The organism is Mycolicibacterium canariasense (genome assembly GCF_002101555.1).
GTDB lineage: Bacteria > Actinomycetota > Actinomycetes > Mycobacteriales > Mycobacteriaceae > Mycobacterium > Mycobacterium canariasense.
Window position 1 is genome coordinate 1 of the sequence record NZ_LQOL01000036.1, and the last position, 17062, is coordinate 17062.

Genomic DNA, 17062 nt, shown 5'->3' on the forward strand with positions numbered 1-17062 from the left:
TCATTTTCGAGAGACCTCGACCTCTATCCCGGCAACGACGCGCCAACCACCTCTACACCCTCATCTGTGAAGAGCCCGTTATGCGCACGTCTGCTCGTGTCTTGGTTGCCTTGCTGGCCGCACTCCTGCTGTCGAGCTGCTCAATGGCCACCTCGTCAACAAAGTCCGACCCATCCGCGGCGACCGCCGGCATCGGCACCCCAGTCCGCGACGGCAAGTTCGAATTCATCGTCAGCAAAGTCGACACCACCGACCCAGCCTTGATCCGGGTGCACGTCAACGTGACCAACATCGGCAACGAGGCGCAACACTGGTCCTCAAGCAATCAGAAGCTGCTCGCAGGCGGGACAGAATTTGAGTCCGACCTGTGGGAGACCGACGGCTCAACGATGGACGAACTCAATCCGGGCCTGAGCGCTGACGCCGTGCTCGGCTTCAAGGTCCCACCCGGAACCGTGCCCGACGCGATCGAACTCCACGACTCCATGTTCTCCCAAGGCGCGAAGGTCAGCCTCTAACCCGCGTCACACCGGGTCCGCCTGGTCATCCGGCAAGTTCTTGGCGTTGTCCAACACTTGCCGCATCCGTAGATCCAGGATGTCGCGGTGACTGAGCCTGCCGTCAGTCGCGACTGGGCGCATGTCGGCGATGTCGAGCACTAGGGGGTGCCCGTCTTGGGTGAGCCAGCCAGCAGGAAGATTCGCCTACAGGTAGGCGCGGGCTGCTGGTCTATTTTCAGACCGTCAGGCCCCCGCGTTGTTTACCCAGGGTTGGGCCACAGCGTTCCGGCCCCAAGTCAGCCGCGGCTAGGCGTACGCACCTTGTTGTCGACTGGCTGCGGCCCCTTGCCCTTTGGCTTGCCGGCGCTGATGTTCGGGATCGCGGCGTCAGTTCGCTTCCTGATCTCGTACTCCGCCGCCGCCTTGTCACCCATCTCGGCTACCTCCTGACCCCGCTTCGAGCGTGTTGTCGCCCTCGTAGATTGCCGTCCCGGGCGGGATGATCTGGTCTACGTAGTCGTATAGCCATCTATTCTGACACGGAAATCTTGAGCCCTTCCAGCACAGCTGTGCTCGCACCCGCACGATGGTCGGTTTGCGGCCCAGATTCAGCAGCAGGTCGTCAAAAACCTGCTCGTTCGGCTCGATAAACGCATGATTTGTGAGGATCGTGAAGGCTCGGGGCTGGTCCTGGCCTTCCAGTTTTTTCACCGCATCCCATCGTACATCGGCCCACCACTCATCCGACGTCCTATGCTCCGCGGTGGACTGCGCAGCTGCGGGAAAATCTATCTCTACGCCCGTTTCATCCGGGACAAGTTCTAGCTTGGATGCGCCGATATTTGTGACACCTACTCGCAGCTGGAGTACATGCCCGACGCTGTCGAGAAGGTGCCACTGGGCTTTGACTACGACTGCGGACCTCGGGTTGTAGATGCGGCCACGAACGTATCTGTGGTACGCCCACAGGCCGCCCATGATCACGGCCACTGCCGTGACGATGCTCGACACGGCGCCTGCTACGTGACTCAGGGTTTCGCCGTGTTCGCAGAAAAATCGTCCGATGCCTTCTGTCGGGCAACGCGGCTTCCCGTCTGGAGGTAGGAGTTTGTCCCAGGTCTCCTGCGGAATAGTGATGGTCGCAGTTCCGTGACCCGCGCCGGAGGGTGGGGGCGTCACCGTGACGGCAATGCTCGGATCATCCGCCCCTGGCGGCGGCTCAGGTGATGACGTCGGCGACATAGAGCAGCATTATCGACGCTCATCGGCATTCCATGGTTCCCACCGAACAGACGATGTAATCGATCGGAGCCGGCCCGTCCGTTGTTTCTGCGAGACTCAATGGCCATGAGTGAGTCTGCGGTCGAAGAAGCCAGCGGGCGTGACCTGGCGTGGTACGCCGCCGCAATCGACCGCGCCGCTGCTGCGGAGAGCGTCTATTCAATGGCGCACGCCATTCGTGATGATATCGGGGTCCCCATGTTCGGCGACCTTCCGGCGGACGCCACGGCTGAGTTGAAGGCGGTGTGCTGGGCGTTCGATTACGTCGTCGAGTTCGGTGACGGCCGCAACGCCCGCCTAGCACCGCGAATCCAGTCAACTGACGAGTCCGACCCGTCGTACCCTCCAGCCATCAAAGCAGTCAGCAGTGACGTCCACCAGATATGGCGAGATCTACTCGACCTCGTCGTGACCGCGCCGGCTAAGGCTCGCCTCGCCCACGCGCTGTTTCATTGCGGAGGATCAGCCGGACTTGATAACGCCAGAATCGCTGTCAGCAACTACCTCGAAGCGGCAGAGCACTGGGACCGTCCCTCCGACTCAGACGAGTATCTCCGGATAGCGGCCAGGCTAGCGCGAATCACGGGCGACAACGCCACGGCCCAGCAGGCTATTGACCGGCTACTCGACTTTGCCGAGAATGCCCTTGCGGACGAACCGAGCCACAAACCGGGCTATGTACTGCGGCCCCTCGGCTATGCAGTAAATGAACCCGGCTGCCCTGTCCGAGTCGCCGGCCTCCTGGAGCGAGCTGCTACCGAACTGGCTGCACCTAGCGATCGCGATCACGCGCTGAAACTCATATTTCAACGTTGCAGCGACGACGCATGCCGAAAACAATTGTGGCAGAGACGTGTACAGAATTACCTGACCGCGGCAGACGGTCAGTCAGGAATCATTCAGATGACGCTGCGACACGATGCGTTGAAAATCGCTGAGGCATCGTCGCTACCTGAGCTCAAAGAACGGGCGGGAGCTGCACTCCAGGCCACCCGCTATGAGGACCTAGAAATGGTCCGCGTCGGAACCAGCTCCGCCATGTATGAAGAACTCTTCGAACAGGCCCGCGATGAAATGGCATCGGGCTCGACATGGCAAGAAGCTCTACTGTCTTTTGCTAAGAGCGGCCCACTCAGTGGCAACTATCAACACAACCTTGAAACAGTCGAGCACCTGCGGAACGCCGCGCCACTCCTAGCAGTTTTGCCAGATAAGGTCCTTGGACCAGATGGGCTACCGATCTATGAGGCCGTCAGCCCGGAGGACCGACTTGACGGCGATCTCACCAAAGTTGAAGTGCAAGTGATCACGTCTAACTTGCGGCCACTTACCGCTGCGCTTCATTCCATACCCGAACGATTCGCGGGCATCCCCGACCAAGCCGCATTGGTCGAGTTCCTTAGCCAGTGGCCATCACTGAACCAACAAACCATCAGGGCGGCTACCTTTGGGCTCCAACGGTTTTGGTGCGGCGATTATGAAGGCGCCGTATACACCACAATGCCATGGATTGAGAACGCGATACGCCAAATAATACTAGATGCTAATCAGGGCATGTTCATACTGCAGAAGACCCATAAGCGTGGCCAGTATCCCGGGCTCGGAGCAATGATCGACCTGCTGCCTGAGCGATTCACGCTGAGCCAGAGCCGACATCGATTCCTGAAGGCGACACTGACACACCCGCTAGGGTTCAACCTCCGCAACCAGTTATCTCACGGCATCCTTCTGTACAGCACTTCGGCCGCCGCGGCGCTTGTACTCCATACCCTCCTGACGGTGAGCCTCATAACGCCGAAGTCAGATTCTCCGCGGCCGTGACTCCGGTCGCTGACACCAACGTGAGGCCTGGCACCTGGCCTCGCCACTTTTCCGCGTAGGGAGAATCGTCTGCCCGTGACGCACGCTCCGGAATCGCGCATTTTCGATGCAGTCGAACGCACCGATTCGGCTCCCGCATACGACACCGAAGATTCGTTCCACTTCCTCAATCGTGCGGCCGGGGCACCTTGGCAGCGGGTCCGCGATCTCGTCGAATCTTGGTTTGCCGACTACCCAGATCACGCAAAACCCGACCTGCGGAGTCGATTCCGCGAAGTAGCCGCACCACAGCATTACGGGGCATGGTGGGAGCTATATGTCTACACACTTCATCGGCGCCTCGGATATGAGGTAACAATCCATCCAACGCTGCCAGGCACTCCACGGCAACCAGACTTCTTGGTTTCCCGCGGAGATACGGCAGCCTACGTCGAATGCGCCGTATACCTCTCACGCGCAGGATCGGCCCCTAACGGTGCTGGCGAGCGAAGCTGGATATTCGAAGCCACCAATCAAGCAAGCGACCCGAACTTCTTCGTAGACATCAAGATTCGACGTGCAGGGACAGACCGGCCCAAAGCATCTGAAATCATCGGGCCAGTGCAGCAGTGGCTATCCTCGCTTGATCCTGACGACGTGGCGGACCAGATTAGCCGCGGCGGTGGACGCCCTGACCTCATCCTGAAAGTCCGCGGCTGGGAAATCGAATATGGTGCCTGGCCTGTCCGACCAGAACATCGCGGCACGGGCGGGCGACTGATCGGCGTCTACCCGACTGTGACTGCTTTCATCAGCAACGACATGCTACGCATCAGGGACCTGATGAAACACAAAGGCGGACGGTACGGCTCCCCCGACAAACCGCTGAAGCTCGCCATCCTCAACACCTCAGGCTTCGCCGAAGCTAAGGAGATCAACGAAGCGCTTTTCGGTACCAAAGGAGTGAGTTACTACGTCGGCCAACCCAATTCCGCTCACCTGGTAGATAAGCGGGATGGCTACTGGCGCAAAGGACCTCCGGCGCGGGGCTCTAGGGTGTCGGCGGTACTCGTCGGGCAGAACATCTATCCGTGGCGGATATGCCCTGAGCTACCGAAGTTGTGGATCAACCCGTGGGCCCACAAGCCCCTAGTTGATTTTCCACTTCTCGAGACATACACAGCCCAAGATGCCGGCGAGGTGCACCTGGTCCGAGAAGCCGGTGCGACACCCGATGCCATCTTCGGCCTTGATCGCGAATGGCCTGGATTCGAAACTAGGCAATGACAATCGCCTGCAACCCCGCAACTCACGAAGGGATTGACGCCCGATGCCCAACCCACGATTGCGGTACACGTTCGCCATAACTGACGGCCCAAACGCCGGGCTGGGCTGCGCAGGGTGGCGAATCTGGACTCACCGCGAGGACACCTACATAACGGCTAAAGGCAACCCGTGGAAGGCATCTCTGCACGCCGACGCCTCGTGGCGGGTGGCAGTCATCAACGAACACGTCACGTCTGGGAAGATGCCGATCGTGCCCGGAGGGCGGGCCACAGCCTGGGAATTCGAACCGACTCCATTCGCACACGGAGGACGACTGGCATTCGCCATCGCAGTGCCACGGAACAGCCTCGTCCCCGTTAGGCCCAGCCCGACCGAAACAGTCATCGAGATAGCAGACAGCTGGGATCGACTAACAGTCCTATACGTTTGGATGACCGAAGTTCGCATCGACCTGGAAACTCGGCACGGCCACGTCGGCGGTCCGCTGTACCTACAAAGCGGCCGCCAGGTCTGGGTGACGGCACGTGAGGAGTTTGTCGACCCATACCCACCCGAGCCGGTGCCAACAGGCCAACTGATCGAGCCGAGATGGCCCGGCGAACATGACGTCACGGCACCCGGATTCATGGTGCGCGGCGTCAACATCGTGAGCGACCTAACCACCTGACCTCCGGAAGCGGGCGGCATCGAACGCCACTACCATGCCGCTGTCCGCTGCACCCGGCGTCTTCTTGACCGCCCGCAGGCGAAGGATCTCGGCCTTGGCCCGCTCCAATGCAGGATTGAGATTCGCGCGGAGCTGCGGCTTCTCCTCGAACGTCTCAGCTAGCAGCCGATACCGAATCTCCGCTTCCGCCAACTCGTCCTTGGCGACCATCGCGTCATTCAGCGACGTGTACTTGGCCATCAACCCGCCTTCCGAGGGGGTAGGGGTAGGGGGGGTTCACACACACACTCGCCTATGCGGCCAGAGGCGGCCAGCGCGGCGGCTGGGGGGCACTCCCCCTGGGGGTGCGACGGCCGCGCAGGTGCGTCCACCGGGCACCAGGAGTTGTGCCAGCCGGTGGACGTCCTTTGCCCCACTCGAAAGGAAGAAATCGTGGGGTTTGACGCGGGCCGCCGCAAGTTCATGGCTATCGCATCCAGTCTGGTAACGAGGGGCGTTGCGGCTCACGGGTTGTGTTCAGAGGCGGTACGTCGGGCATGCCCGAGGAGTGCGGCAAGTTCAAGCTGGGCGGGATGTAGTGGGTCAGGTGGGAGAAGCCGTTGTTCCCGTACTTGGCAAGGGCTTCGAGGTCGTCGAGGTCGCTGCGGGTCGTTGCGTTACGTTCCAGATAATCCTGCTTGATTGCGGACCAGCCTCGGATGAGTGCCCTTTCGAGGATGGCGGCGGCGAGGACGGAGTCACCGGAGCGCTTGGCGGACTCGTAGAGTTCGGCTGCGTCGTCGGCGTCTTCGAGTTGGCGGGCGCGGGCCTGTGCGTCGCGGAATGATACGACCTTGGCTGGGTCGCTGCTGGCGGAAGGTGAAAGCCCGAAGACGCGGCGTTCGAGGGTTTCCTTCACAGTCTTCACGGCGGCCTTCTCTCGCGCATGCAGTGCGCTGATCTGCTCGACGACTTCGGCGTGGAGGGGTTCGAGTCGATCCCGTTTTCCGGTGGTGGTGAGGCTGGGATCGGATTCGATCTGGGCATGGAGTTGGGAGAACTCTTCAGTGAGTTGCCCGGCTTGGTCTCTGTATCCCTGGACTTCGGCCTGGAGGTCTTCAAGGCTCATTATGCGCTCTCCTCATGCGATGTCTTGTAGTGCAATACTTCTGGGGTTTACGAGCCACCTGGCTCCGACGAGTTTCGCGTGTAGTTGTCCGGTCGAGCACCACTTGCGGACGCAACGGTCGGTGACGTTCAACGCCTGGGCTGCTTCCTTGGTGCTTAACCACATCTCTGATTGTGTCGTGTTCGTTTGTCCCGCAACCGGTTCTGTTCCGCAGTCGGAACAGAGCGCCGAAAGGTGCAGTGCAGCCAGAGCCACGTACGCCTCTGGGTCAGTGTCCCGCAGCCTGATGCGGCGGTCGGCGGTGAGCTTGCAGGTGTCCTCAAGCCACCGTGCTACGCGGGGCGGAATGATCGCCGATCCGTCGCTGGTGATGCGCTGGGCGATGCGCACCTCCAGCGACGGGGCTGCCGGGATCATTGAGAACCGCCAGAGAAGTAGCATTCCAGGCACTGGCCGGACCTAAGCGACTCCTCGTTCACGAGGACGGCGCCGCAGGCGCACCGTCTCTCAAATCCCGCTCCCTTGCTCCCTTGCCCGTTTTCAGAGGGGTTTTCAACCCCTTGACCAGCAAGGGAGCAAGGGTGCAAGGGAGCGCTGTTTTGAGACGTGGTATCGACTCTGCTCCCTTGCCCGGGCCGCAACACCCAATACCAAACGTCGTTGTCGCGTACGGCGTCGATACCCAGGGTTTTCTTGGCGCGCTTCGCCTTGTCCTTCGAGAAGCCTGCGGCGTCGGCGGCCGAGTAGATCTCGGTCGCTCGACGTCGACCAAGCCTGAGGAATTCCGTAAGCCACAAGTCGATGTCAGCATCATCACCGTCATCTGAACGCTCAGAGAGCAGCGACCTGGCGGTGTGGGTCGTTTCACCTTCCCACTGGACGCGCGCGACACCGTAGTCGCCTGCACCGACAAGTCGGTACGCCAACGACTCGGGCGCCGGCCCCAAGTTCGATTTGACCGACGCAAGGATGCGGCGGTCCGGGTCGTCAGGGTCCGCTGCAACTAGCATCCCGGCCCGGGCGGCACCGACAATGCCGATCGATCCCCCACCGCGATAGAGGGGATCACCGCCCTTTGCCTTGTTGAGATGACGCAGGAGCAGGACGGTGCATCCTGTTTTGTCGGCCAGCGTCGCCAGGCGGGTGAGCACTCGCCGGACGTCCTGATCCTTGTGGGCATCGGTGCCGGCGGGCAAGTAGGCCATCAGGACATCCACAATGAGGAGGCCCGCGTTGGTGTCGGTTATTGCGTCACCAAGACTTGCGATATCGGCGAGGCTGGGAGGTCGCAGGAACCTCTCCCCCGTGGCCTCGTCGACCATCGGAATGCCCTCAATGGCATGGATTCTGGTGACGTCGGCTCCGGCGGCGTCGAGTCGGGGGCGAACGGTATCGGCCAGGCCGTCCTCTGCACTGAGGAGCAGGACGTCGCTGGGACGTTCACATAGGGTGCCGTCAGCCCACGTTCCGCCAGTCGACATCGTGGCTGCTATGTCGTCGGAGAGCGTCGATTTGCCAAGCCCGGGATCGCCGTCGAGGGTGACAAGTTTGCCTGCGGGGATCCACTTGGGCCAGCGCCATTCCAGGCGTTCTGGTTTCACGTCGGAAAGCCGTGTCAGGCGGACTGTCTCGTTGTGTTCTGAGGTCATGCGACCTCCCCACCCGAGAGGGAGTGCAATTCCTCCGCGAGGGCACCGTCCGCGCCTCCGCGCCGCCAGAGCGCCTGTAACACCTCGACGGGCAGAAGAGGTGTTTTTCCCTGAGCCAGCAGGTAGTTAGCGGCATCGCGCCAACCGTTGACCGCGCGTGTGGACAAGGGCGGCTCAGTGCAGTGGCACAACCACGGATCCGGGCTGCATCCGCAATCCAGTGCTGGCATCCGCCGGGCGGACGCCAGCCGGCGCTGAGACTGGCTGAGGCGATCCTGTGATGGGTGAGGCAGGGCGCGGTGATCGCACTGACGTGCATAACGTTCTGTCATGCTTCCACCTCCGACTTGCGGAGGTGGGCTGCGCACCGCCAACCGCAGCCTCGGGTGACTGACACCGCGGTGGTCAGTGGGCGTCTGCAGCGTGTGCAGCGGTTTGGTGCCGTAGAATCGTAAGCACTGGTGTTGTTGTGGGGAGCCGTCCGGGTGGCAACCGGGCGGCTTTCTCGTTTCTCTGGCATCGGCTACCCCGCCGCGCCCAAAGTGATTGAAGCCGACTTGTCATCCTTGGTCGCAGACCCACGCAGACGATCAACGTAGGCCTGCAATGACTCCGCGGTGATGAACGATCGCCGACCGATGTTCACCTGCTCCAATTCGTTGGCCTTCACCAACTTCCAAAGAGTTGTCCGGCCGACGTCGCCGAGCATCGCCATGCTCTCAGGGATCGGGACAAGTAACCGAGCCATCCCCTCTACCTCACTCTTGCTGTTGCCTTCGTCCCCCGGTGTTCCGAGGGACGCTTGCAACTCTGCAGGGTTAGGTTCATAGTTATCTACTATGCAGTTAGTTTGGTTCCGAAAGTCCACGCCGGAGATGTGCGCGGCCGGCGGATACGAGGAGGGTGAGTTCTACCCGGGCGATCGAACCGAGTCGCCTTGTATCTACCGAGTTTCGACATCATTTTCGGTTGTCGACGGCAAACGGATGCCTGCCTGGCTCGAGATTGAGGGAGCGGTTCATGAGGAGAACATCGACCAGCCGCTGTGGGGAGCTCGGATCGAGTTGCGAAATGGAGTGCCCAAGATCGCGAACGTTGGGTTCAGTTCGCTCGACCACGGTCGGGAGGTCAAAGCGTCTGACTTTCAACGGCTTCGGTCAGCTATTTACGTGTTCTACTCGGCATTCTGCGGCGAAATCGGTCCCGATGGAGAGCCGATCTATCGCACTGACCCTGCCGATGACAAGCGCATTGCAGAGTTCCTCGAAGGCCGCCGAACCGGACGACAGCGCCTCAAAACGGACGACTACAAGCGTGCCGCACAGGTATACCGGGACAACTTCGATGGGACGCCCACGCAGGCCGTGGCCGACGCTTTCCGTGTCGGACTTAGGCAGGGCGGCAACATCGTTGCGGAGTGTCGTCGTCGCGGCTTTCTCCCCTCTACGAAGCAAGGAAAGAAGCAGGCATGAGCAAGCGCGCGAACGGTGAGGGAAGTGTCCGGCAGCGGCCCAACGGCCGCTGGGAGGGGCGGGTGTCTTACGTCGACCCAATGACCGACAAACGCAAGTCGGTGTCGGTGTACGGGGCTACTGCTGCAGAGTGTCGGAAGGAATTGAAGAAGGTTCGGGGGCGCATCGAGGAGGGTAAGCCCGCCAAGGATGCGCCCGACACAGTCGCCTCGTGGCTGGCGCAGTGGCGAGAGGCTTCGTTGGCTGCCTCCGACCGCAAAGCCACCACCAAATCGCTGTACGTCACGCTGAGCCGGACACATCTTGAGCCGGACCCGTTCGGCGCCAAACGGCTAGATCGACTCAAACCATCTGACATCGAGGCGCTGATAGTCGCATTGCGAAGCAAGAAGCTATCCGACTCCACAGTTCGGCAGGTGTACACGGTCCTACGGCAGGCACTCGATGTCGCCGTCCGTGACGGACTGCTGGCGAGTAACCCCGCGGCCAGAGTGAAACGACCAGGCGTCGCACGATCCGAGGCCAGATACCTCCCAGCGGCCGACGTCGCCCGGCTGCTCGTGTGCGCGGTGGATCTGCGGTACTACGTCGCAGTGCTGCTGATGGCTGCTACAGGGCTGCGACGGGGCGAGGTCTGTGGGCTGCTCTGGACTGACGTAGATCTAGACAACGCCGAACTTCGTGTACGACATACCTTGTCCCGTGTCGATGGCACATTGCAGCTGACCCAGCCCAAGACCGAACGCTCACGACGGCGGGTACCACTGCATGCCGGGGTCGTCACCGCGCTCAAGGGGTGGCGCACCCAGCAGGACAAAGAGCGCCTCGCGGCCGGTGATCAGTGGACCGACACCGGCGCGGTCTTCGCGACTGAATTCGGAACGATGGTCGACCCGCGAAACCTGCTGCGCACGGTAGAGCTGGCCGCGCGCAAAGCAGGAATAGAGAACGTCGGCGCACATACGATGCGGCATAGCGCGGCCGTGGCTTGGTTGGAGGACGGCGTGCACATCAAGGCGGCCGCAGACCTGCTCGGACACTCGTCGATTGCCATCACCGGCGACCTGTACGGGCATACGAGCGATAACACCGCGCGAGCCGCGGTCGACGGACTCGCGGTGCAACTGGGCTTGTGAGGCTTTCTGGAGGATAACCGAAGGGGCAGGGGCCTGATCGAATCAGGCGTGGAACCGGGGGCGTGAGCACCAAGGCTCAGGCGGGGCGGCCCTGCCCCTCCGGGAGAGCGTTCAAATTGAGCTTGAACATCACCACCTCCTCACGTCGGAGTGACAACACCCATCGTAAAGGGAAACGCCAGAAGGCGCGCCCGTTTGGGTAAAACGTTTGGGTAAAGGCACGAAAAAGGCGGCTCCCGGATTCCGGAAACCGCCTTTGACCTGCGTCGGGCTGACAGGATTTGAACCTGCGACCACTTGACCCCCAGGAGTGTAGAGCACTGTTTTCCCAGCTCGCTACAACTGAGCCAACGACGCTGAACTGGGAAAATGCTCGTTCAGATCGCTATCGGAATAGCTGTTGAGTGTCACCGATGTGTCACTCTAACCGAGCGCATAATGGCTTCTGAACTGCGCCGACAAACGACGGGCCCGATTCAGCGTGTCACGTCTGCGTGCTTGACGCTAGGACCGTTTCGGTGCGTGCCGGCACCGGGCCGCCGGACGTCCGCCGACGACTACACCCACAGCTGCGGGCCGGTTCGCCGGACGTGCCGACGCTGCGGCTTGCCGCGCTACCGTCGAGGCTCGGACGCGAAGGGGGGAATAGAGGATGGGCGAGCCGTTGAAACTCTCCGAGGTGTCGAAACGGTGCGGGATTAAAGTGCGCACACTGCAGTTTCTGGTGGCCGACGGACTGCTGCCCGCCGAGCGCACACCGCAGGGCCATCCATTGATCCCCGACGACGCCGTGCCGACCTGGGCACAATGCCGGGCACTGCTGGAACAACACCGCGACAGGCACCTACAGCAGGCCGCCAAGATGCTCGACCGGGTGCTCCTCGAACTCGAGGCGGTGCGCAACGACATCACCGAAGCTCGCGAGCACCCCACCGAACCGCTGGGCATCGACTTCACCGCCGCATCGCGATATGGCTCGGGATCCGGACAGACGACACTCGCAGCAGCGATGACCCAGTTTGAGCACGCCCGCATCAACGTGGAGCTGTACCACCGCGCACTCACCGAGGTAATCGACGCGGACAGGACTTGATTCCGGCTCAGAGTCCGCCGCTGGCGAGGTAACGCGCGAGCCCGGCCGCATCGCTTTTGGCCGCTTCCACCAGAGCGGCCCCGGCGGCGTGCAGTGCCGCAGCTGCCGTCTCGCTACCGGCCATTTCGCTGAACAGCTGCCATCCCGCCGCGGTGGTGGGAACCGCGGGAACATCGCCGCGACGCACCGACTCCAGCAGCTCTGCCACCACGCCGCGCGGCTCGGTGTCGCACGCGCCGAACCGGACATAGCGCGCCTGCACCGCGGTCAATTCTTCAAGGGCCTGCTGCACACTCACCTGGGGTGTCCTTCCTCGTTGTGGCCAGCAGCATCACAGCGGTCCCTGCGAGATCAGGGGCATGGCGCGGCTCGGGCGGACGTTGCGGGCACGCACTGGTACACCGGTCGAACCACGCCCATGAGGAGACGAGAATGCACGCACGACTGGAACCGACCGGCGACGCCGAATGGAACTGGCAAGTGGTCGACGACAAGGGCACCGTGCTGGTGCGACTGGGCGGTGCCACGGATGCTGTGACCGGGCCGGCGCTGGCTTCACTGGTCGCCGATCACGGGTACCCGTCGGGTCAGTGGATCCCCGACGGCGACGGATTCCGCTTCGCAGCAACGTGACAGCAGCCCGCGGGTCCTGGACAGCAGGCGGCCTCGACAACCAGTGACGGTGTCGGGGCCGATTCGCGTTCAAAAGAATGGTGGGTTAGCGCAGCTGTTCCGGGATCTGGTGGTCGTACCCGGGGATCAACTTGCGCTCCCCGAACCGCGTCGTGTTGTCCGGATCCTCGCGCACGAAGTGCATCAGCGTGGACGCCTGCCCGATCAGTTGACCGTCGATGAACACCTGAGCGGTGGAGTTGTCGCGCGCACCGGCCGGCAGATAGGTAGCGCGGCCTTCGCGGGCGGCGTTGAGCACGTCGATGCGCTGCTGTTCGTGGTTGGGGCTGCCCATGGCGGTGGTTCCTCTCGTCAGCTGATGGCAGCGCGACTGTGCCTGCGCCGGTCCCCTGCCTGCGAGTGGGGCGCGCACGCGCCGCGACGGTCGCCGCTTCCGCCCTCGCGGCACGGTGACGGCACCGGACACCGACGCCGGCCGACCAATATCCGAGGAGACATCTGATGAGCACAGCAGCCGAGACCCTGTGGCCGATCCCCGATGACCTGCGCGGCACCGGCCGCACCGCGGCGGAGACGATCCGCGCGTTTCTCGACAAACACGACCTGATGGAGCACGGCGGCGGTGGACGGTTCTACACCCCTGAGCAGTGGGCCGATCGCGGCGAGGACTACGGCACGAAATCGCTCCTGGTCGTCACCCATGACGGCGGCGACCATGCGCGGGCGTTCAACCTCGACTACGGCGACCACCAGTCGCACGAAGCCCTGCAGAACGCTCTCGGCGAGGTCGGCATGTACGTGGAAGGCTGCACAACCTGGTACTCCGCGGTCTACCGTCGCTGATCGTCGATTCGTTGCATGGACCCGGAAAGTCTCACGGCCTCGCGCGGCTTCCTCATCAACCGGGCCCGCACCACCTCCGGGTCCACGCACGAATCGCACAGCCACACAACGGGTAGCGGAAAGTCCGGATCTGGCGGGTAATAGTGCGGGCCCGGCGCGCGGCAAGCTGAACACAGTCGCAGCTGCGGATCGCGGGTCACGGCCGCACCGCCGGAACTGTCCAGAACGTCGGCGGCAGCATCCGCGCGCCAGCGACCGCGCGCAGCACCGCTGTCCCATCGCGGGCCGGATCGAAATCGGACTGCGCAATCACCACGTCGTTGGGGCTCAGCGCCTGCGTGCCGTCGATGCGCACCCGCACCACGCGCAGACCCCGCGCAGCGTAGAACCGGTTGCGCATGATGTCCTCAGCGATCTTGTCCGGTGTGCCGTGCCAGTGGTCCGGATCGACCTCGACAGCAGCGAACGGTCGACGGATCAGGATGTCGGGGGTGAAGAACCGGTTCTTGCCGGCGCTGTCACGTCCCATACACATCATCGTTCCCTGCGGGTACGTCGCATATCCCGCGTCCTCCAGCACCTTTCGCACTCGCTGTTCAGTCTTCGACGTCGCGGACGACCCGCCGGCGGACAAGTCACCGGGCCTCGCCCGGCCGCGATCCATCTTCGGCAACACCGGCGGCGTCTTGCGGTGGTTGTGCGCCCATACCGCCCACACCACCAGTAGCGATAGCGGCACCACCGGGTGCAGCAGGAACTCGATCATGCAGTCGTTCAGTCCCCCGCGACGAACGTCAGCTGATCCTCGCCGACTGTGTCGAACAGCTCAGCGAGGCTGATCTCACCGTTCGCGTAGTTGTCGATGTCATGCTGGGCGGCCTGGGCTTGCGTCTGGACATGAGCGGGGTACTTCGACGTGTCGGCGCGATAGCGCAGCGTCATCGTGATCGATGCCATCCGAATGCCTCTCGTGAATCAGGGGTAGACGCGGACCGTTACCGGCGTCCCGGACCGGCGGTCAGTGCCCTCCAAGTCGACGGACGCACGCTTGCCTGCGGCCACCTCACCGACCAGCTGAGCTGCGTCGCCGTTGTCGGACAGGGTCAAGCTGACGGTGATGTCGTGTGCCATGGCGCCGACCGTAGGCCAGAACAAGCAGGTCTCGCGAGGTGCGGCGCGCACTGTCCAGCCGGGACGTCCGCAGGACGTGACACCGACCGAACGATGCGGACGGATGGGCCGGAGTACCCGGTGGCCATCGTGGATCGCGCCGCGTACCCGCTGCACTGTGTGCCACTGACACGATTCCCGGCATGACCTACAACGGACGCGCGGTGCTCGAACAGGTCGCCGCACAACACGGGTGGACCACCGTCTCTGTGACTCCGTGCTTCGAAGACCGGGAGCAGGTCATCTACGGCCGCGAGGGCGTCGAGATCCTGATCGCGTGGACACCACTGAACACCGCGACGTGTGTCGTGAAGAACTACGGAAAACCCGATGAGACGGTGGCTGACGGCCCGCTGGGTCTGATCACCGCTCGGGGCTGGATGGAGGAGAACTGCTGATGTCGATCATCGGTGAGGGCGTCGAGAAGACCCTGACCTACGAGGAGGCCACTGCGATCCTGGCCGAGCCCGGCTACGACGCCTATGGGCGACTGCGTCTGTACGGGATCATCGCCGACGGTGAATCCGCCGGCCAGCTCGCCGCCATCAAATCGCAGCAGAACCTCGAACGGTTCAGCTACACCCGCATCTACTCAGTCGAACGGTAAAGCGCCATGGTCGAACTCGGCAATGTGGTCAAGACGGCCGACGGTGCGATCGGCGCCGTCGTCGACTGGCTCGACCACGGGATGCGCCCGGGCATTTTCACCATCGAGTGGGACGAGGTGACGTTCACGGGCGAAGCTCCCCCACGCCACTGGACACGAGCCGAGGCCGAAGCACTGATCATCCTGCCGTGAGCCGGATCGGCGGAGTCTACCTGCCCCGACACCAACCCTCGCAGTCCCAACCTCCCGTGCGGTTTCTGCGAGCTGGGCCGAACCAGAACAGCATCGCCGACAGCGTGGCGCGATTGACAGCTGCGAGGGGCATCAGTTGGGAAGTGGCAGAACGGCTAACGGATCGGCTATAGCTGGTCCGGCGCGAACGGTTGCAGCAACCCGATCCCCGTGTTCGTTGATCGGGTTGCTGCGCTACTCAGGATCCGCGATCCAGTCCGCCGACACCGTCTCAGCGTCGGCCAAGAGGCGCCCGACAGAGCCGCTAGAGGAGAGCACCAGTGGAACGAGGCTGTTGGCGTTCCCGGGCGCGCGGACCTCGAATGCGACGATGGGAAGGCTGTCACCGTCCTTCGAGGTGGCAGTCAGGCCCGCAGGAGCGGGCAGGATCAGTGACTCGGGTTCTTGGGCCGCCGGTGGCGCGGATTCGGCTGGTGCCCACGGAGATTCCATTGCGACCATCCCCGTCAGCTCCGGGACCGGCTGCACTTCCACGTTCATGTCAAGGTAGCCAGGAACAACACGTTCTCTCTCGGGATTCTCGCGGTGGTGCTGGTGCAGTAGCGCGACCACCGGCCGGGGATGGTCCGGGTGAACGTAGACATGCATCCCCGGAGCCAACGCGGTGGTCCCGATTGTCTTCCAGTGCTCGTTTGCCATCATCGTGTCCTCTCGCCTGTTTGGTGGGTTGTCGGGGACGCTACGTTGCACCGTCTACGAGCGCACCCATCAATTGACCCACGGCATGGGGCTGTGATTGTCAGCTATCCGGTGCCCGCAGCTGCGACTCAATCCCGTTCATCGAGATAAGCTGAGTACCGCACGGAGTCACCTGTGCCACCTCATTAGGGAGAGGGCAGTGACTCGGTCTATAGGCGGCCTGATGTTGAGCCGTCTTGCGCGCGAGTTTGCCGCCGAAATCGCTGACCACGACTGGTCAGACGCACCGTATCGACTAGACCGTGCAGGACACCAGCGCAGTTTTGATAGCCGCCCCAGTCCCAGCCGACTCGAAGACGTTGAAACTGACCGGTTGCGAACCAACGTTGCGTGGGTAGTGGGGCAGGTTCTCGCGTATTCCGATCCCAACTTCGACATCGACGAGTTCGTCTCGGCCTGCGGCGTTCCTCGATCGATCACTCACCGCACAAATGGCTCGCGCAGTGGCGTGATCGAGAACGGGTTGCGTTGGCGCGATTTTCACAACCGTGCTCTGCACGCCCCGGGTGCACCACTGTGGCGCGCGAAGATGCTGTGCGACGTCACAAACCTCGAGGAATTCGTGCGCCAGTTGGGGTCACTCGCCAGCAGGTCCGCCGCAGGTCCAGGCATCGACCCGCACGTTGACGCGGTCATCGACTCAGCCACAGGGAGAGACCATATCGTGACACTCGTGGTAAAGGCATGGGATTCAGCCGGAGCTGAGCAGCGCGCGATGCAGATCGTCGAAGCTGCCAGCTCGGCTGCAAACGGCGGAACGGTGACAAGTATCAGCTGCGTCGAATTCACATTCGCTCCATAGGCGGTGCGCAGCGGCGTCGGCCGCGGATCCTGCACGAGACACGCGGACACGGTGCCTCCGTGC

General features: G+C 62.7%; 26 protein-coding genes. 13 read left to right on the plus strand and 13 right to left on the minus strand.

Translation table 11 applies throughout. From position 1 onward, the window contains the following. Positions 1-518 (plus strand): DUF4352 domain-containing protein (locus tag AWB94_RS06915; RefSeq protein ID WP_207626219.1); only part of this gene is annotated, 518 nt, incomplete at its 5' end. Positions 519-796: 278 nt separating this feature from the next. On the opposite strand, the gene AWB94_RS35035 is transcribed toward AWB94_RS06915, so the two are convergent. After that, complete coding sequence (locus AWB94_RS35035) at positions 797-934, minus strand: hypothetical protein (RefSeq protein ID WP_165605320.1); 138 nt, start codon at positions 932-934, stop codon at positions 797-799. Next, positions 927-1511, minus strand: coding sequence for a hypothetical protein (locus AWB94_RS06920; RefSeq protein ID WP_062656813.1), 585 nt, complete (start codon positions 1509-1511; stop codon positions 927-929). Before AWB94_RS06920 ends, AWB94_RS35035 begins: the two co-directional genes overlap by 8 nt. A 336-nt stretch (positions 1512-1847) precedes the next feature. On the opposite strand from AWB94_RS06920, the gene AWB94_RS06925 reads away from it, so the two are divergent. From AWB94_RS06925 to AWB94_RS34550, 3 genes are all read left to right on the plus strand, one after another. After that, positions 1848-3602, plus strand: a complete 1755-nt coding sequence (locus tag AWB94_RS06925) for a DUF4209 domain-containing protein (RefSeq protein ID WP_165605321.1) — start codon at positions 1848-1850, stop codon at positions 3600-3602. A 75-nt stretch (positions 3603-3677) separates the two neighbouring features. Continuing rightward, entirely contained in the window at positions 3678-4868 is a 1191-nt protein-coding gene (locus AWB94_RS34545) for a hypothetical protein (protein ID WP_131805285.1), read from the plus strand. Positions 4869-4911: 43 nt separating this feature from the next. Beyond that, on the plus strand, positions 4912-5535 hold the full coding sequence (locus AWB94_RS34550) for a hypothetical protein (protein WP_131805286.1): 624 nt from the start codon (positions 4912-4914) through the stop codon (positions 5533-5535). Here AWB94_RS34550 and AWB94_RS06935 read toward each other — a convergent pair. The 5 genes from AWB94_RS06935 to AWB94_RS06960 form a co-directional block, all read right to left on the minus strand. Continuing rightward, positions 5524-5775, minus strand: coding sequence for a hypothetical protein (locus AWB94_RS06935; RefSeq protein ID WP_062656816.1), 252 nt, complete (start codon positions 5773-5775; stop codon positions 5524-5526). The two genes, AWB94_RS34550 and AWB94_RS06935, sit on opposite strands and share 12 nt — an antisense overlap. Before the next feature lie 226 nt (positions 5776-6001). Further along, complete coding sequence (locus AWB94_RS06940; protein WP_234811647.1) at positions 6002-6643, minus strand: hypothetical protein; 642 nt, start codon at positions 6641-6643, stop codon at positions 6002-6004. Between the two features lie 12 nt (positions 6644-6655). Then, complete coding sequence (locus tag AWB94_RS36250) at positions 6656-7084, minus strand: helix-turn-helix domain-containing protein (protein ID WP_084395148.1); 429 nt, start codon at positions 7082-7084, stop codon at positions 6656-6658. Continuing rightward, positions 7057-8292, minus strand: coding sequence for an AAA family ATPase (locus AWB94_RS06950; RefSeq protein ID WP_084395149.1), 1236 nt, complete (start codon positions 8290-8292; stop codon positions 7057-7059). The genes AWB94_RS36250 and AWB94_RS06950 overlap by 28 nt, the downstream gene beginning before the upstream one ends. Before the next feature lie 523 nt (positions 8293-8815). After that, entirely contained in the window at positions 8816-9007 is a 192-nt protein-coding gene (locus AWB94_RS06960; protein WP_234811648.1) for a helix-turn-helix domain-containing protein, read from the minus strand. Positions 9008-9131: 124 nt separating this feature from the next. On the opposite strand from AWB94_RS06960, the gene AWB94_RS06965 reads away from it, so the two are divergent. The 3 genes from AWB94_RS06965 to AWB94_RS06975 all read left to right on the plus strand — a co-directional run bounded on the left by AWB94_RS06965 (position 9132) and on the right by AWB94_RS06975 (position 11993). Continuing rightward, positions 9132-9764, plus strand: coding sequence for a hypothetical protein (locus AWB94_RS06965; protein ID WP_062656820.1), 633 nt, complete (start codon positions 9132-9134; stop codon positions 9762-9764). Then, the gene (locus tag AWB94_RS06970; protein ID WP_234811649.1) at positions 9710-10900 is read left to right on the plus strand and encodes a tyrosine-type recombinase/integrase; all 1191 of its coding nucleotides are present in this window, start codon (positions 9710-9712) and stop codon (positions 10898-10900) included. The genes AWB94_RS06965 and AWB94_RS06970 overlap by 55 nt, the downstream gene beginning before the upstream one ends. A gap of 652 nt (positions 10901-11552) precedes the next feature. Continuing rightward, positions 11553-11993 carry a MerR family DNA-binding transcriptional regulator gene (locus AWB94_RS06975; protein ID WP_036439661.1) on the plus strand — a complete coding sequence of 147 codons (441 nt, stop codon included), beginning with the start codon at positions 11553-11555 and terminating at the stop codon, positions 11991-11993. A gap of 7 nt (positions 11994-12000) precedes the next feature. Here the strand turns inward: AWB94_RS06975 and AWB94_RS06980 are convergent, their stop codons facing one another. Beyond that, positions 12001-12291, minus strand: a complete 291-nt coding sequence (locus tag AWB94_RS06980; protein ID WP_051579172.1) for a hypothetical protein — start codon at positions 12289-12291, stop codon at positions 12001-12003. 134 nt (positions 12292-12425) lie between these two features. On the opposite strand from AWB94_RS06980, the gene AWB94_RS06985 reads away from it, so the two are divergent. Further along, positions 12426-12626 (plus strand): hypothetical protein, encoded by a 201-nt coding sequence (locus tag AWB94_RS06985; protein ID WP_036439659.1) that lies wholly within the window; start codon positions 12426-12428, stop codon positions 12624-12626. 85 nt (positions 12627-12711) lie between these two features. On the opposite strand, the gene AWB94_RS06990 is transcribed toward AWB94_RS06985, so the two are convergent. Then, on the minus strand, positions 12712-12960 hold the full coding sequence (locus AWB94_RS06990) for a hypothetical protein (protein WP_036439658.1): 249 nt from the start codon (positions 12958-12960) through the stop codon (positions 12712-12714). 167 nt (positions 12961-13127) lie between these two features. On the opposite strand from AWB94_RS06990, the gene AWB94_RS06995 reads away from it, so the two are divergent. Then, a complete protein-coding gene (locus tag AWB94_RS06995; protein WP_036439656.1) occupies positions 13128-13469 on the plus strand; it encodes a hypothetical protein in 342 nt (113 codons plus the stop codon). Positions 13470-13665: 196 nt separating this feature from the next. Here AWB94_RS06995 and AWB94_RS07000 read toward each other — a convergent pair whose 3' ends face one another. Genes AWB94_RS07000 through AWB94_RS35040 form a run of 3 tightly spaced genes read right to left on the minus strand, consistent with a single transcriptional unit; the run spans position 13666 to position 14600 of the window. Continuing rightward, complete coding sequence (locus AWB94_RS07000) at positions 13666-14235, minus strand: putative endonuclease domain-containing protein (RefSeq protein WP_036439654.1); 570 nt, start codon at positions 14233-14235, stop codon at positions 13666-13668. An 8-nt stretch (positions 14236-14243) separates the two neighbouring features. Next, on the minus strand, positions 14244-14426 hold the full coding sequence (locus AWB94_RS07005; protein WP_036439652.1) for a hypothetical protein: 183 nt from the start codon (positions 14424-14426) through the stop codon (positions 14244-14246). Between the two features lie 18 nt (positions 14427-14444). Then, the gene (locus tag AWB94_RS35040; RefSeq protein WP_163642400.1) at positions 14445-14600 is read right to left on the minus strand and encodes a hypothetical protein; all 156 of its coding nucleotides are present in this window, start codon (positions 14598-14600) and stop codon (positions 14445-14447) included. Between the two features lie 182 nt (positions 14601-14782). Here AWB94_RS35040 and AWB94_RS07010 point away from each other — a divergent pair, with 182 nt between their 5' ends. From AWB94_RS07010 to AWB94_RS07020, 3 genes are read left to right on the plus strand one after another with little or no spacing between them, the layout of a single operon-like run. After that, positions 14783-15037, plus strand: coding sequence for a hypothetical protein (locus AWB94_RS07010; protein WP_036439650.1), 255 nt, complete (start codon positions 14783-14785; stop codon positions 15035-15037). Next, entirely contained in the window at positions 15037-15246 is a 210-nt protein-coding gene (locus AWB94_RS07015) for a hypothetical protein (protein WP_036439648.1), read from the plus strand. Before AWB94_RS07010 ends, AWB94_RS07015 begins: the two co-directional genes overlap by 1 nt. Positions 15247-15252: 6 nt before the next feature. After that, a complete protein-coding gene (locus AWB94_RS07020; RefSeq protein ID WP_036439645.1) occupies positions 15253-15438 on the plus strand; it encodes a hypothetical protein in 186 nt (61 codons plus the stop codon). Positions 15439-15672: 234 nt separating this feature from the next. Here AWB94_RS07020 and AWB94_RS07025 read toward each other — a convergent pair whose 3' ends face one another. After that, positions 15673-16137: a hypothetical protein gene (locus AWB94_RS07025; protein ID WP_131524833.1), complete on the minus strand. Its 465-nt coding sequence runs from the start codon at positions 16135-16137 to the stop codon at positions 15673-15675. 223 nt (positions 16138-16360) lie between these two features. On the opposite strand from AWB94_RS07025, the gene AWB94_RS07030 reads away from it, so the two are divergent. Further along, positions 16361-16999, plus strand: a complete 639-nt coding sequence (locus AWB94_RS07030; protein ID WP_131805287.1) for a hypothetical protein — start codon at positions 16361-16363, stop codon at positions 16997-16999. Positions 17000-17062 lie beyond the last annotated feature (63 nt).

Excerpts from the sequence above, each read along its gene's own strand:
- AWB94_RS35035 (WP_165605320.1), bottom strand. The coding sequence starts at position 934 with ATGGGTGACAAGGCGGCGGCGGAGTACGAGATCAGGAAGCGAACTGAC.
- AWB94_RS06925 (WP_165605321.1), top strand. The coding sequence starts at position 1,848 with ATGAGTGAGTCTGCGGTCGAAGAAGCCAGCGGGCGTGACCTGGCGTGG.
- AWB94_RS34550 (WP_131805286.1), top strand. The coding sequence starts at position 4,912 with ATGCCCAACCCACGATTGCGGTACACGTTCGCCATAACTGACGGCCCA.
- AWB94_RS06935 (WP_062656816.1), bottom strand. The coding sequence starts at position 5,775 with ATGGCCAAGTACACGTCGCTGAATGACGCGATGGTCGCCAAGGACGAG.
- AWB94_RS06940 (WP_234811647.1), bottom strand. The coding sequence starts at position 6,643 with ATGAGCCTTGAAGACCTCCAGGCCGAAGTCCAGGGATACAGAGACCAA.
- AWB94_RS36250 (WP_084395148.1), bottom strand. The coding sequence starts at position 7,084 with ATGCTACTTCTCTGGCGGTTCTCAATGATCCCGGCAGCCCCGTCGCTG.
- AWB94_RS06950 (WP_084395149.1), bottom strand. The coding sequence starts at position 8,292 with ATGACCTCAGAACACAACGAGACAGTCCGCCTGACACGGCTTTCCGAC.
- AWB94_RS06960 (WP_234811648.1), bottom strand. The coding sequence starts at position 9,007 with ATGGCGATGCTCGGCGACGTCGGCCGGACAACTCTTTGGAAGTTGGTG.
- AWB94_RS06965 (WP_062656820.1), top strand. The coding sequence starts at position 9,132 with ATGCAGTTAGTTTGGTTCCGAAAGTCCACGCCGGAGATGTGCGCGGCC.
- AWB94_RS06975 (WP_036439661.1), top strand. The coding sequence starts at position 11,553 with ATGGGCGAGCCGTTGAAACTCTCCGAGGTGTCGAAACGGTGCGGGATT.
- AWB94_RS06985 (WP_036439659.1), top strand. The coding sequence starts at position 12,426 with ATGCACGCACGACTGGAACCGACCGGCGACGCCGAATGGAACTGGCAA.
- AWB94_RS06990 (WP_036439658.1), bottom strand. The coding sequence starts at position 12,960 with ATGGGCAGCCCCAACCACGAACAGCAGCGCATCGACGTGCTCAACGCC.
- AWB94_RS06995 (WP_036439656.1), top strand. The coding sequence starts at position 13,128 with ATGAGCACAGCAGCCGAGACCCTGTGGCCGATCCCCGATGACCTGCGC.
- AWB94_RS07000 (WP_036439654.1), bottom strand. The coding sequence starts at position 14,235 with ATGATCGAGTTCCTGCTGCACCCGGTGGTGCCGCTATCGCTACTGGTG.
- AWB94_RS07005 (WP_036439652.1), bottom strand. The coding sequence starts at position 14,426 with ATGGCATCGATCACGATGACGCTGCGCTATCGCGCCGACACGTCGAAG.
- AWB94_RS35040 (WP_163642400.1), bottom strand. The coding sequence starts at position 14,600 with ATGGCACACGACATCACCGTCAGCTTGACCCTGTCCGACAACGGCGAC.
- AWB94_RS07010 (WP_036439650.1), top strand. The coding sequence starts at position 14,783 with ATGACCTACAACGGACGCGCGGTGCTCGAACAGGTCGCCGCACAACAC.
- AWB94_RS07015 (WP_036439648.1), top strand. The coding sequence starts at position 15,037 with ATGTCGATCATCGGTGAGGGCGTCGAGAAGACCCTGACCTACGAGGAG.
- AWB94_RS07020 (WP_036439645.1), top strand. The coding sequence starts at position 15,253 with ATGGTCGAACTCGGCAATGTGGTCAAGACGGCCGACGGTGCGATCGGC.
- AWB94_RS07025 (WP_131524833.1), bottom strand. The coding sequence starts at position 16,137 with ATGGCAAACGAGCACTGGAAGACAATCGGGACCACCGCGTTGGCTCCG.
- AWB94_RS07030 (WP_131805287.1), top strand. The coding sequence starts at position 16,361 with ATGTTGAGCCGTCTTGCGCGCGAGTTTGCCGCCGAAATCGCTGACCAC.